Below are 13,140 nucleotides of genomic sequence, written 5' to 3' on the forward strand. Positions count from 1 at the left end.
AAAGCAGAGACCGCTTCATGCGTGCGTGAAGCCGCGATTACCCCTGCAGCAACGCCTTCGCCCGCGCCACCACGTTGTCCACCGTAAAACCGAACTCGCGCAGCAGCACGTCGGCCGGAGCGGAGGCGCCGAAGTGGTCGATGCCCAACACGCCGCCGCGGTCGCCCACGTAGCGGTGCCAGCCTTGCGGCGAGCCCAGCTCCACCGCCAGCCGCGCGTGCACGGTCGGCGGCAGTACTTCGTCGCGATAGCTCTGCGGCTGCGCGTCGAACAGCTCCCAGCTGGGCATCGACACGCAGCGCACGGCGATGCCTTCGGCCTGCAGTTTTTCGGCCGCCTGCAGGATCAGGCCCACTTCGGAGCCGGTGCCGATCAGGATCAGCGCGGGCTTGCCGTCCTTCGCGTCGCTAAGCACGTAGGCGCCCTTGCGCAGGCCGTCGGCGCTGGCACAGCGCTGGCGATCGAGGGTGGGCACGTTCTGCCGCGTCAGCGCCAACAGTACCGGCGCGTGGCGGGTTTCCACCGCCACCTTCCACGCCACCGCGGTTTCGTTGGCGTCGCCGGGACGGATCACGGTGAGGTTGGGGATGGCGCGCAGGCTGGCCAGTTGTTCCACCGGCTGGTGGGTGGGGCCGTCTTCGCCCAGCGCCACGCTGTCGTGGGTGAACACGTGCACCACGTGCAGGCCCATCAGCGCGGACAGCCGGATGGCCGGGCGCATGTAATCGGAGAAGATCAGGAAGGTGGCGTCGAACGGAATGAAGCCGCCGTGCGCCGCCAGGCCATTGCTGATCGCCGCCATCGCATGCTCGCGCACGCCGTAGTGGAAGTTGCGCCCGGCGCGGCTCCAGCCGCCGCCGTCGGAGCCTTCGGTGTCTTCGCCCGGCGTCGGCGCGGGATTGAAATCGCCCAGGCCCTTGAGCGCGGTGTGTGTGGAGGGATCCAGATCGGCCGAACCGCCGCACAGCGCCGGCACCGCAGCCGCGAACGCATTCATGATTTTGCCGCCGGCCACGCGGGTGGCCATGCCCTTGGCGTCGGCGGGGAAGGTCGGGATATCCGCGTCCCAGTTCGGCGCCAGCTCGGCGCGCAGGCGGCGGTCCAGGGCTTTCGCTTCGTCGGGGAAGGCCTTGGAATAGCCGTCCATACGGCTGAGCCAGTCCGCTTCCGCCTTCGCGCCGCGATCCCGCGCCTGGCGCATGTGCGCCAGCGCCGGTTCGGGCACCAGGAAATCCGGCTCGGTGGGCCAGCCCAGGTTCTGCTTGGTCTTGGCCACGTCCTCGGTACCCAGCGGGGAACCGTGGGCCTTGTAGCTGTCCTGCTCGGGCGAACCGAAGCCGATGTGGGTGCGCACCAGGATCAGGGTGGGGCGTTCGGTATCGGCGCAGGCCGCCTTCAAGGCGTTGTCGATGGCGGCCACGTCGTTGCCGTCGGGCACGGTGATGGTCTGCCAGCCGTAGGCCTCGAAGCGCTTGGCACGATCTTCGGAGAAGGTCATGTCGGTACCGGCGGAGAGCGTCACGTAGTTGTCGTCGTACAGGCACACCAGCTTGCCCAGCTTCAGGTGGCCGGCCAGCGAGGCCGCCTCGCTGGCCACGCCTTCCATCAGGTCGCCATCGCTGACGATGGCCCAGGTGCGGTGGTCGATCACCGTGTGCCCGTCGCGGTTGGTGCTGGCCGCCAGTTGCGCCTCGCCCAAGGCCATGCCCACGGCATTGGCCAGGCCCTGGCCCAGCGGGCCGGTGGTGACTTCCACGCCGGGCGTGTGGCCGTATTCGGGATGACCCGCCGTCTTGCTGCCCCACTGGCGGAAGTGCTTGATGTCATCCAGCGACAGGTCGTACCCGGTGGCAAACAGCAGGCTGTAGAGCAGCGCCGAGCCGTGCCCGGCCGACAACACGAAACGGTCGCGGTCGGTCCACTGCGGGTTGGCCGGGTTGTACTTCATGTGCCGCGTCCACAGCACGTAGGCCATCGGCGCCGCGCCCAGCGGCAAGCCGGGATGGCCACTGTTGGCCTTCTGCACCATGTCCACCGACAGGAAGCGAAGCGTGTCGATGCATTGCTGGTCGAGGTCGTTGGACATGGTGGTTTCTCCGGAAGAGGTGGGGATGCTTGGGAGCGACTTTTGTGGGAGCGACTTCAGTCGCGATGCTCTTTCTTTGGGGCTCCAAGGCAAAAGCATCGCGACTGAAGTCGCTCCCACCACACAATGGGGCTTCAGGCCAATGCGCTGTCCACGATGCTTTGCGCCTCGCTCAGCAGCGCCTGCAGATGCGCCTCGTCCCTGAAGCTTTCCGCATAGATCTTGTAGATCGCCTCGGTGCCGGATGGCCGCGCGGCGAACCAGCCGCTGGCGGCCACGGCCTTGATGCCGCCGATGGCCGCGCCGTTGCCGGGCGCGCGATCCAGCACCTGCTCGATCTTCTCGCCGGCGAGCTGGTCGGTCTTCAGCTGCTCGGGCGACAGTTTGGACAATTTCGCCTTCTGCGCCGGCGTGGCCGCCGCCTCGACGCGGTTGGCGAACGGCTTGCCCAGTTCATCGGTGAGCCGCGCATACAGCTCGCCCGGGTCCCTGCCCTCGCGGGCGGTGATCTCGGCCGACAGCAGCGCGGGTACCAGGCCATCCTTGTCGGTGACCCAGGCCGTGCCGTCGCGGCGCAGCAGCGAGGCGCCGGCGCTTTCCTCGCAGCCGAAACCCAGCGAGCCGTCGAACAGGCCCGGCGCAAACCATTTGAAACCCACCGGCACCTCGTAAAGCTGGCGACCCAGCCGCTTCGCCACGCGGTCGATCAGCGCGGTGCTGACCACCGTCTTGCCCACCGCGGCCTGCGCGTTCCACTGTGGCCGGTGCCGGAACAGGTAGTCGATCAGCACCGACAGGTAATGATTGGGTTCCAATAATCCGCTGGAACGGGTGACGATGCCGTGGCGGTCGTGGTCGGTGTCGCAGGCGAACGCCACGTCGTAGCGGTCCTTCAGCCCGATCAGCCGCTGCATCGCGTATTTCGACGAGGGATCCATGCGGATCTTGCCGTCCCAGTCCACGCTCATGAAGGCGAACTGCGGGTCGACCACGTCGCTGACCACGGTGAGGTCCAGCCGATAGCGCTCGGAGATCGGGCCCCAGTAGTGCACGCCGGCGCCGCCCAGCGGGTCCACGCCCATGCGGATGCCGGCGCCGCGGATCGCGTCGAAATCGATCACGTTGGCCAGGTCGGCCACGTAGTGATTGAGGTAGTCGTGCTCGTGCGTGGTGGAGGCCTTGCGCGCCTGCGCCAGCGGCATCCGCTTCACCTCGCGCAGGCCGCCTTCCAGCAGCGCGTTGGCGCGGTTCTCCACCCACTTGGTGATGTCGGTGTCGGCCGGGCCGCCGTTGCTGGGGTTGTACTTGAAGCCGCCATTGTCGGGCGGGTTGTGCGACGGCGTGATCACGATGCCGTCCGCCAGGCCGGATGTGCGGCCCCGGTTGTAGACCAGGATGGCGTGCGAGACCGCCGGCGTGGGGGTGAACTCGCCGCCGGTGGAAACCATCGTCTCCACGCCATTGGCGGCCAGTACCTCCAGTGCATTCTCGAACGCCGGCTGCGACAGCGCGTGGGTATCGGCGCCGATGAAGAGCGGGCCGTCGATGCCCTTGGCTTTCCGGTATTCGCAGATCGCCTGGCTGATCGCCAGGATGTGCCAGGCGTTGAAGCTGCGCTCGAACGAGCTGCCGCGATGGCCTGAGGTGCCGAACGCCACACGTTGGGCAGGTACGGAGGGATCGGGTTGCAGGTCGGTGTAGGCGGCCAGCAGCCTGGGGATGTCGACGAGTATCGATGCGGGCGCCGGCTTGCCGGCGAGTGGGCTGATCTTCTGACTCATGTGCTCTCGAAAACCTTGCGGTGACTTTCTTGGTCGGACGTGATGTCCGGGATTCGTGCTTCAAGGCGGTAAGTGTGATCCCTGCAGCGCGAAAGAAAAGGCAATGTGGACGGGTATGGGCTGGTGACGCCGGGGATTCGCATACGCGCTGCGACTTCTGGCCGGCCCCCGAAAAAAGCGCGACCCCGCAGCAGAATGGCTCCTATCGCCCGCCCGACATGGGCCCCGGCTGCCCCTGCTGGCTCAGTTGCGCATTCTGCGCCTGTATCTGTGCCATCCACTGCGTTTGCTGCCGATCGTATTGCTGCACGTCCTGCATGGTCTGGGCGATGGTCGGCGGAGGGGTCGCGATGTCCATCCGGCCGTATCCGCCGCCCAGTTGGGACGAGCCGAAGTGGATGGCGCCATCGTTGGTCCCCATCGCCGAAAGATGCTCCGGTTGCCGGATGCCCGCCTTGTAACAGGCGGCGGTGGCCTGATGCAGCCGTTCGTTGGACGTGCCGGCAGGAAACATGTCGTGCAGCTTGTTGAACAATGCATGTTGCGGATGGTCCGGGTCGCCGAAAGGGCGCAAGGCCTGCATTCCGTCGGAGGCCTGACCTTGTTCCCGCTGGGGTTGCGCAACGCGTCGGGTGGCATCCAGCTCGCGGCGCAGGTTGCCCTCGGCCGCGTTGGTGCCCCAGAGCAGGCCGGGCGTGTTCCATTGGCCATCCATGCTGCGGGTGTAGGTGTGGCCATCCGATGCCCGCAGCGTATCCGACGGTTCGTGCAGGGCATGGGAGACGGCTTCGGGTAGATCACCGTACTGCGACCAGCCGCGTTGTTGATAGGCCGTCTGATACCGTTCGGCGATGCCCCGACGGGAGCCGGCCAGGTTGGCTTCGATGGTCTGCCGCGCGGCCTCGTCGAGCTGCGCGGCACGTGCCGCGCTGGCGTGCTCGATGTGCGTCGCGGCCATGCCATGCTCCAGCATCCGATCGGTGACCACGCGCGACCATTGCTGCGTCTGCGCATCGCGCTTCCAGGGAGCGGCGACGTGGCTGTGCGTATCGTGCGGTGCCGCTGGCTGGGTGTAGGGATCGCGCGGTTCGGCCGGATGGGCCAGCGCAAGGTTTACCGCGGCGTTGTTGGCGTGAAACGTCAGGCGATCGGCGAGTGCCGGATCGGCGCTGATCGTGCGCATCACCGGCACGGGCAGGGCGCCGTATCCCAGCGTCGGAGCCTTCGCGAGCTCGCTCGTTGGCACCTGCCGTGTCCAGCCTTGTTGCGGCTTGTCTGGATCGTAGTTCCAGGCCACGCCGTGCGGGTCCGTCTGGCTGTAGATCTGGTGCTGGTCGTAGGCCTCGGCCAGCTTCTCGCCGCCTATCGCGCCACCCATGCCGCCGAGGCCTGCCACCAGCACATCGAACGGCCCGGATTCGATGCCGGCCGCGCCCAGCACTTGCGCACCCAGCACGGCGCCGCCCAGCGCCCCGAGATTGCGGCCGCCGAAATGCATGATTTCCGATTGGGCGCCAACGCGGTTGCCGTGCTCGCGCAGATCAGCTGCCCGTGACGCGGTGGTGGTGGCGTCGTAGGCCACGGCGGCGCCGCTCACGGCAGCGAAGCCGCGAACAGCGTTCCGCGCAACTCCGCGTTCGGCTTCCGCCGCGATGGCGGGCGTGTTGTCGACAAACCGGACAAGTTCCGGGTTGTCGAACAACTTGCGGTTGGGCACAAGCACCTGCTCGGCCCCGCCAGCTTTGGTGACCAGGCCGTCCAGCTCGGAGGTGGGCGCGACGGTGGTGATGAACACCTGCGTGGGCTCGCGTGCCGTCATGCGGTACATGCCATAGCGCGGTGCTTCGCTGCCAATGGGAAGTCCGTAGAACTGAGAAATGTTCTCGCCGGCCTCGACAGCCGCGTTGCCTGCCGATTCCCTTGCCCAATATGGTGAGAATTCGCCTGGTTCAAAACCGTCCGCGACGAATTTGACGAGCACTTCGTTGGTGCCGATGGTTTCCATGCGCGGAAGTTCGCGGCCGGACTTGAGCTGATTGACTGCGCGCTCGGTGATGAACTTGGAGTCAGTGCCCGGAGGAAACCCCTCGGCGATCTGGGACCAGTAAATAGCGCCGTCGTCGGTATCGAGATAAGTGAGCGCCGCCTTTTCGCTTATGCCTTGGGGTTTGAAGGTATTGGCCCTCAATATCTGATCTGCGTATTGCTTCTTGATGGCGTCGGAAAGGAGGCTAAGGCCGCTCATCGCTTGGAACCATTACGCATGGCATCCATGCGTGCATTGATTCGAATTTCCTGCTCGGTCAATCCTCCGCGCACTTCGATTGAGAAATTGACGTAAGCCTCGTCAACACTCGGGTTCCCATAGGGAATGTAGCGACCGTCCCCAAAGTTGTATGCACCGGGAATATCCGCTCGATCCTTCGGCTCCGTTATTTTCGCTTCCTTGGCATCCTCGATCAGCGGCACCAGCGAACGCAGCAGGCTTTGCACCTCCTCGCTCTCGGGATACTGCTGCAGCACCCACTCGAGATGCTCGGCGGCGGCCTTGAGCTTGACGGGATTGATGGTCTGGGCCATGGCTCAACGTCCTTGAAAAGCTTGGGAGGGAAGCGTTGTTATACCGCGATCGCCGCGTAGGCATCGAGGCCGTGGTGCCCTCTCCGATGCGGGATCTGGTCGCGGCCGTCGTACGCGGAGCCTGACGCGTTCCAGCTGCGCCGGTTTAGGTGACCGTATGGCGGATCAGCATGCCGCGCCGTGTCGAGGGCACCGGGCTGAGCATCGGGCCATCCTTGGCCGATGCCGGTCATCGTTTTGGCCGCGTGTATCAGCCGCTGCTGGCGGACGTGCCGTCCCGCAATTGCCGGTAGCGGCGTATCAACGCATTGGTGGAGCTGTCGTGTGCCAATGCCGGCAGCTGGGCTGCGGTGAGTTCGGCGATGGTGGTCTTGGCCAGTTGCTTGCCCAGTTCCACGCCCCACTGGTCGAACGAGTCGATAGCCCAGATCACGCCCTGCACGAACACGCTGTGCTCGTACAGCGCGATCAGCGAGCCCAGCGCGAACGGCGTCAGCTCGGCCGCCAGCAAGGTGCTGCTGGGGCGGTTGCCGTCGAAGGTGCGGTGCGGCACCAGCGCCTCGGCGGTGCCTTCGGCACGCACTTCGTCAGCGCTCTTGCCGAACGCCAGCGCCTCGCCCTGGGCAATCAGGTTGGCGATCAGCAGATCGTGCTGGTTGCCCACCGGGTTGCGTGTCTGGCCGAAGCCGATGAAGTCGCACGGCACGATGCGCGTGCCCTGGTGGATCAGCTGGTAGAACGAGTGCTGGCCGTTGGTGCCCGGCTCGCCCCAGTAGATCGGCCCGGTGGCGTAATCCACCGCCTGGCCGTCGAGGGTGACGCTCTTGCCGTTGCTCTCCATCGTCAGCTGCTGCAGGTAGGCGGGGAAGCGCTTCAGGTACTGCTCGTACGGCAGCACCGCCACCGTGGCCGCGTCCAGGAAGTTGGTGTTCCAGATCCCCAGCAGGGCCATCGTCACCGGCAGGTTGCGTTCGAACGGCGCATCGCGGAAATGCACGTCCATCGCATGGAAACCGGCCAGCATGTCGCGGAAGTGCTTCGGCCCGATCGCCAGCATGGTGGACAGGCCGATCGCCGACTCCATCGAATAGCGACCGCCCACCCAGTCCCAGAAGCCGAACATGTTGGCGGTGTCGATGCCGAACTTCGCCACTTCGTCGGCGTTGGTGGAGACGGCCACGAAGTGCTTCGCCACCGCGCTGTCATCGCCCAGCGCCTGCACCGCCCATTGCCGCGCGGCCTGCGCATTGCTCAGCGTTTCCAGCGTGGTGAAGGTTTTCGAGCAGACGATGAACAGCGTCTCGGCCGCGTCCAGGTCGCGCACGGCCTCGGCGAAGTCGGTGCCGTCCACGTTGGAGACGAAGCGGAACACCATGTCGCGCTGGCTGAAGTCGCGTAGCGCCTCGTACGCCATCACTGGCCCGAGATCCGAGCCGCCGATGCCGATGCTGACCACGTTGCGGATGCGCTTGCCGGTATGGCCGCGCCAGCTGCCATCGCGCACCTGGTCGCTGAACGCGGCCATGCGGTCGAGCACCGCGTGCACGTCGGCTACCACGTCATGGCCGTCGAACAGAATCTGCTCGCCGGCCGGGGCGCGCAGGGCCACGTGCAGCACGGCGCGGTCTTCGGTGGTGTTGATGCGCTCGCCGGCGAACATCGCGGCGGTGCGCTGGCGCACGCCGCGGTCTTCGGCCAGCTGGCGCAGCAGGTCCATGGTGTCGGCGTTGACGCGCTGCTTGGCGTAATCGAAATACAGGCCCACGTCCTCGATCACCAGCCGCTCGCCGCGCTGCGGATCGGCGGCGAACAGCTCGCGCAGGTGGCGTGAGCCGACCTGCGCCGCGTGCTGTTTCAGCGCCAGCCATGCAGGGCTGCGGGTGAGGTCGGCGCTCATGCCTTGGCGGCGCCGAGGCTGTCCACCTTGTCCGACAGACGTCCCAGCAACTGGTGCCACGACTTCACGAACGCTTGCGCGCCATCCTGCTGCAGCTTCAGCGCCAGGGCGTCGATGTCCACGCCGGCGGCGGCGATCTTCGCCACGGTCGCGTCCGCATCGCCGCCGTTCTCCGGCATCACGCCGTTCAGTTGGCCGTGGTCAGCCAGCGCCAGCAGGGTTTTCTCCGGCATGGTGTCGATGGTGTCCGGTGCCGCCAGGGCGCTGATGTACAGCGTGTCGGACGCGTTCGGGTCCTTGGTGCCGGTGCTGGCCACCAGCAGGCGCTGCGGCTGGGCGCCGGCGGCGGCCAGTTTCTGCCAGCGCGGCGAGGCCAGCAGTTCGCGGTAGGCGCGGTAGGTCTGCTGGATCACGGCGATGCCCAGCTTGTTGTGCAGTTCCGGCGGCAGCTGCTTGTTGCTGGCCACGTCCCAGCGGCTGACGAAGACCGACGCCACCGAGCCCACTTTCGGGTCCAGCCCGGCGGCGACGCGGCGCTCGATGCCGCGCATGTACGCCTCGGCCACGGCCAGGTACTGCTCGCGGGAGAACAGCAGGGTCACGTTGATCGGGATGCCGGCGAAAATCGCCTCCTCGATCGCCGGCACGCCCTCGGGGGTACCCGGGATCTTCACGAACAGGTTGGGGCAGTTGCCTTGGTCGTGGATCTGGCGGGCGGCCTCCAGCGAGCCGGCGGTGTCGGCGGCCAGCAGCGGGGAAACCTCCATCGACACCCAGCCGTCGACCTGGTTGGTGGCGTCGAAAACGGGCTTGAACAGCTTGGCGGCGCGGCGCAGGTCTTCCAGCGCCAGTTCGGTGAACAGCGCCTCGCCGGACAGCCCGGCCCTGGATTTGGCCTTGATACCGTCGTCGTAGGCGTCGCCCTCGGCCATCGCCGCTTCGAAGATGCTGGGGTTGGAGGTGAGGCCGGTCACCGAGAAATCGGCGATGTAGCGGGCCAGCGTGCCGTCGTCCAGCATCGTGCGGGTGATGTTGTCCAGCCACAGACTCTGGCCGAGTTCATGCAATTGTTGTGTCGCTTTCATGCGGACTCCATGGTGCCTTGTTGCGGATTGATCGGATGGGGTATTCATTATGGACGTATGGACGGCTCAACCGGATGGCAAGCTCGTCGACGGCAAACTGATGACCGCCCCGGTGGGCAGGAAACTTCCAAGCTTACGCCCGCGCAGGTCACCGATGCACGCAATGGTGATGTCGGGGGCCGGATCGATGGTGTCGCCGGCGGCATTCTCGGCGTAATGGCCCTGGCGCACGAACACGGTGGTCAGCCGGCTGCCCATGTGCTGTTTCATGCGCGCCAGCAGGTGCGGCTTGTCGTCCACCATCACGTAATGCGCGGCCGGGTAGCGCTGCTGCATGGCCACCAGCATGCGCTCCTTGTGCAGGTAGACCATGACGTGGCCGCCCAGCGCCTGCCACAGCCCGGAGCGGTGGATCTTGCGCGGCTGGAACACGATGTCGCCGTCGGACAGCAGCGCCGTGGGGCCCAGCGATTGCAGGTGTGCCACCGTTTCCAGTGCCTGCGGGTACAGCCGGTCGGCGAACGGGTAATCCAGCAGCCAGCCGGACATGCTCAGCAGCTGCGGGTCGTTGTCCAGCCCGGTGCGGAAGCATTCCAGCGTGCCCAGGTAGTCGGCGTAGCCCAGCTCCTCGCGGCGCCGGTCGTAGATCGTCCAGTAGCGGTCGCGCTCAGCGGTGCCGAACAGGCGCTCCAGCTCGTCGCCCAGGTCGTCGCGAAAGCGGTCGTTGTCCAGCAGGGTATTGTCCACGTCGCACAGGAAAACGACGGCCGGGGTAGCGTCTTGGGTATCGGTCAACATGGTTCGCTGGTCTCCGCTTGCGGGTCGTGCCAGCCCTCGGCGCTGGCGACGACGTCAGCGGCGGCGGCGGGCCCCCAGGTGCCCGGTTCGTAGGGCGCGACCGGGCTTTCGTGATTCAGCACGCGGTCGACCACGGCCCAGGCCGCCTCCACACATTCATCGCTGGTGAACAGCGAGTTGTCGCCGCGGATCGCGTCGCCCAGCAGCCGCTCGTACGGCGATTTCTCCGGCGTCGTGTCGTGCCGCGCCACCAGTTCCACCGGGTTGCCGCGCATCGCCTCGCCCGGCCGCTTCACCCGCGCACCCTCGGCGATCACCACCTCGGGGCTGAGCCGGAAGCGGAAGTAGTTGGATTCCGGCGCGCGGATATCGTCGAAGATCGACATCGGCGGCGTCTTCATGTCGACCATCACCTCGGTGGTGGTGATCGGCAGGTTCTTGCCCGCGCGGATGTAGAACGGCACCCCGGCCCAGCGCCAGGTGTCGATATACAGGCGCAGCGCCACGAAGGTTTCCACGTCCGAATCCGGCGCCACGCCGTCGACGTCGCGGTAGCCGGTGAACTGGCCGCGCACCACGTCGGCCGGTTCCAGCGGGCGCATCGCGCGGAACAGGCGCAGCTTCTCGGCGTTGAGCGAGGCCGGGTCGTTGCCTACCGGCGCGTCCATCGCCAGCAAGGACGTCACCTGCAGCAGGTGGTTCTGCAGCACGTCGCGGATCGCCCCCACGCTTTCATAGAACCCGCCGCGACCGTCCACGCCGAACTGCTCGGCCATGGTGATCTGCACGCTGTCCACGTAATGGTGGTTCCACACCGGCTCGAACACGGTGTTGGCGAAACGGAAATACAGCAGGTTCTGCACCGGCTCCTTGCCCAGGTAGTGGTCGATGCGGAAGATCGACGGCTCCGGAAACACCTCGTGCAACGTGGCGTTGAGCTTGCGCGCCGAGGCCAGGTCGCGGCCGAACGGCTTCTCCACCACGATGCGCGCCTCGTCGGCGCAACCGGCCTGTTTCAGGCCGCGCGCCACCACCCCGAACAGCGCGGGCGGTATCGCCAGGTAGTGCAGCGGCCGCTGCGCCTCGCCCAGCGCCTGTTTCAACAGCGTGAAGGTGGCCGGGTCGTTGTAGTCGCCATCGACGTATTGCAGTTTCGCCGCCAGCTTCGCGAACGTGGCCTCGTCCAGCGTGGTGCCCTGCGCCTTGGCCGCGTGCGCCAGGCTGTCGTGGGCGCGCTGGCGCAATTGCTCCAGTGTCCAACCCGAATGCGCGATGCAGATGATCGGCAGGTCCAGCCCGTCGCGCTGGATCATCGACTGCAGCGCGGGGAAGATCTTCTTGTAGGCCAGGTCGCCAGTGGCGCCAAAGAACACGAGGGCATCCGAGCGGGAAATCGGCATAACGAGGAATCACTCCATGCGGGTGGGGATGCAGCCGGCCGGCTGCACGGCGCGGAAAAACGCTATCCGCCGATGGTTGCATTGTCGCGGCGACAACTCCACTACGCAGCCTGCGCGAGGCACGGTTAAGGCGGCGCATAGGGAATGGGGAATGGGGACTTGCGAAACCGCCGCTTCTGCCCCTCCCCCTGCTTGCGGGGGGAGGCTGGATGGGGTGACGCTTTTCGCTCCGCGTGACGAAGAGCGACCCCTCCCCAGCCCTCCCCTGCGAGCAGGGGAGGGAGCCAGTTCGGCTATGGCGTGGCGCGAAGGCGGGCGAGCCGGTGGGTTGTCCAGGCCAGCACGCTGGCAACGGCGCCGAGGATGAACGCCCATAGCGGCATGAAGATGAAAGCCAGCGCCGAGGTGGATGAGCTGGTTCTGGCGCCGCTCCAGTCGAACAACCACGAGAGATGGAACCAGACCATGAACAGCGTGGCGACCACGGCGAACGCCACGCGTCCCCATGGCATCGCGCGGCGGCTGCGATGCCCGACCAGGAGCATGCCCAGGCCCGCCAGCATCGGCAGCGCATTCCACAGCGCGAACCCGATGGAGTCGCCGCCCTGCACATAAACGGCCAGCGCCATCGCCAGCAGGAAGGGAGCCACCAGCAGCGTTGTTTTCATGCGTGTCTTCCGATGGTATTGGCGTGAATCAACACGTCCAGTAAGTGCGGTTCACCAGGTCGACCACTTCCGGCCCCTCGCTGCAGCCACCGGCCTCGGGGGTGGTGCTGTCCGACGCCGCCGTGCCGATGACCCACTGCCTGATCGCCACGTTCCACATCAAGGTGCCTTCGGCCACCACGCCGTGCGGAAAGATGCGGGCCTTGCCCGGGTTGATCAGCACGATGTGGTGGCCGCGGATCTTCGCCGTGAGGGAGATGCTGGGCAGGTCGGGCTGCTCCGCGAACCGGTGCCGGAACGTGTACTGGCCGGACGCTATCGGCAGCGGTGGCGCCGAACCCGCGACAGCGGCAGACATCGCGAAAAATACGAGGACGAAAAGCGGTTTGCGCTTCGTGCCGATCCTGTCGTGCCGTGTCATGAGCAAATCCTCAGCGGTGTTCGGCCCACAACTCGGGATGGTGCGTCGGAGAAAAACAATGCCTGCTGTCGATCGGCGGTTCCAGCAGCGCGCCCGCCAACGGCGTCAGCAGCGACTCCAGCTCGATCGAGGCCTGCAGCGAACGCGGCGTGACGCTGTATGTTTCCGCGTCGGTGACGCCGATGAGAACGCGATCGTCGAAGGTGTCGATGTGGGGCGATTGCCCGTGCGCCCGGGCCATGGCGAGCAGTTGTTCACCGAGCTCGCGCGTAAACGCATCCGGTGCCAGTGCCACCACAAACTCGTCCTCGATGATGGAGTGGCCGCCGTAGTGACGGTAGTAACGGAAAAACTTCAGCAGGCGTGCCCACTCGACCAGCGTCGAGCGCGCAGGCGGTGGCGGGCGCGTCCATGATTCGCTCAT

General features: G+C 66.4%; 11 protein-coding genes. All 11 read right to left on the reverse strand.

Annotated elements, in window-relative coordinates:
• Window positions 1–37 precede the first annotated feature (37 nt).
• The 11 genes from tkt to ASD22_RS12450 all read right to left on the reverse strand — a co-directional run bounded on the left by tkt (window position 38) and on the right by ASD22_RS12450 (window position 13,140).
• Window positions 38–2,086 carry a transketolase gene (gene tkt, locus ASD22_RS12400; RefSeq protein WP_056083678.1) on the reverse strand — a complete coding sequence of 683 codons (2,049 nt, stop codon included), beginning with the start codon at window positions 2,084–2,086 and terminating at the stop codon, window positions 38–40.
• Between the two features lie 134 nt (window positions 2,087–2,220).
• The gene (gene pgm / locus ASD22_RS12405; RefSeq protein WP_056083681.1) at window positions 2,221–3,867 is read right to left on the reverse strand and encodes a phosphoglucomutase (alpha-D-glucose-1,6-bisphosphate-dependent); all 1,647 of its coding nucleotides are present in this window, start codon (window positions 3,865–3,867) and stop codon (window positions 2,221–2,223) included.
• 202 nt (window positions 3,868–4,069) lie between these two features.
• Window positions 4,070–6,112 (reverse strand): hypothetical protein, encoded by a 2,043-nt coding sequence (locus tag ASD22_RS12410; protein ID WP_056083684.1) that lies wholly within the window; start codon window positions 6,110–6,112, stop codon window positions 4,070–4,072.
• Entirely contained in the window at window positions 6,109–6,447 is a 339-nt protein-coding gene (locus ASD22_RS12415) for a hypothetical protein (RefSeq protein WP_056083687.1), read from the reverse strand. The genes ASD22_RS12410 and ASD22_RS12415 overlap by 4 nt, the downstream gene beginning before the upstream one ends.
• Before the next feature lie 250 nt (window positions 6,448–6,697).
• Complete coding sequence (gene pgi, locus ASD22_RS12420; RefSeq protein ID WP_056083689.1) at window positions 6,698–8,344, reverse strand: glucose-6-phosphate isomerase; 1,647 nt, start codon at window positions 8,342–8,344, stop codon at window positions 6,698–6,700.
• Window positions 8,341–9,429: a transaldolase gene (tal, locus tag ASD22_RS12425; protein ID WP_056083692.1), complete on the reverse strand. Its 1,089-nt coding sequence runs from the start codon at window positions 9,427–9,429 to the stop codon at window positions 8,341–8,343. Before tal ends, pgi begins: the two co-directional genes overlap by 4 nt.
• Window positions 9,430–9,495: 66 nt before the next feature.
• Window positions 9,496–10,227, reverse strand: coding sequence for an HAD family hydrolase (locus ASD22_RS12430; RefSeq protein WP_056083695.1), 732 nt, complete (start codon window positions 10,225–10,227; stop codon window positions 9,496–9,498).
• The gene (zwf, locus tag ASD22_RS12435) at window positions 10,221–11,627 is read right to left on the reverse strand and encodes a glucose-6-phosphate dehydrogenase (RefSeq protein WP_056083698.1); all 1,407 of its coding nucleotides are present in this window, start codon (window positions 11,625–11,627) and stop codon (window positions 10,221–10,223) included. Before zwf ends, ASD22_RS12430 begins: the two co-directional genes overlap by 7 nt.
• Before the next feature lie 293 nt (window positions 11,628–11,920).
• Window positions 11,921–12,295, reverse strand: a complete 375-nt coding sequence (locus tag ASD22_RS12440) for a hypothetical protein (RefSeq protein ID WP_056083700.1) — start codon at window positions 12,293–12,295, stop codon at window positions 11,921–11,923.
• A gap of 28 nt (window positions 12,296–12,323) precedes the next feature.
• Window positions 12,324–12,653, reverse strand: coding sequence for a hypothetical protein (locus tag ASD22_RS12445; RefSeq protein WP_156458392.1), 330 nt, complete (start codon window positions 12,651–12,653; stop codon window positions 12,324–12,326).
• Between the two features lie 73 nt (window positions 12,654–12,726).
• Complete coding sequence (locus ASD22_RS12450; RefSeq protein ID WP_056083708.1) at window positions 12,727–13,140, reverse strand: hypothetical protein; 414 nt, start codon at window positions 13,138–13,140, stop codon at window positions 12,727–12,729.

This window comes from Rhodanobacter sp. Root480 (genome assembly GCF_001426645.1).
In the GTDB taxonomy this organism is placed as follows: domain Bacteria; phylum Pseudomonadota; class Gammaproteobacteria; order Xanthomonadales; family Rhodanobacteraceae; genus Rhodanobacter; species Rhodanobacter ginsenosidimutans.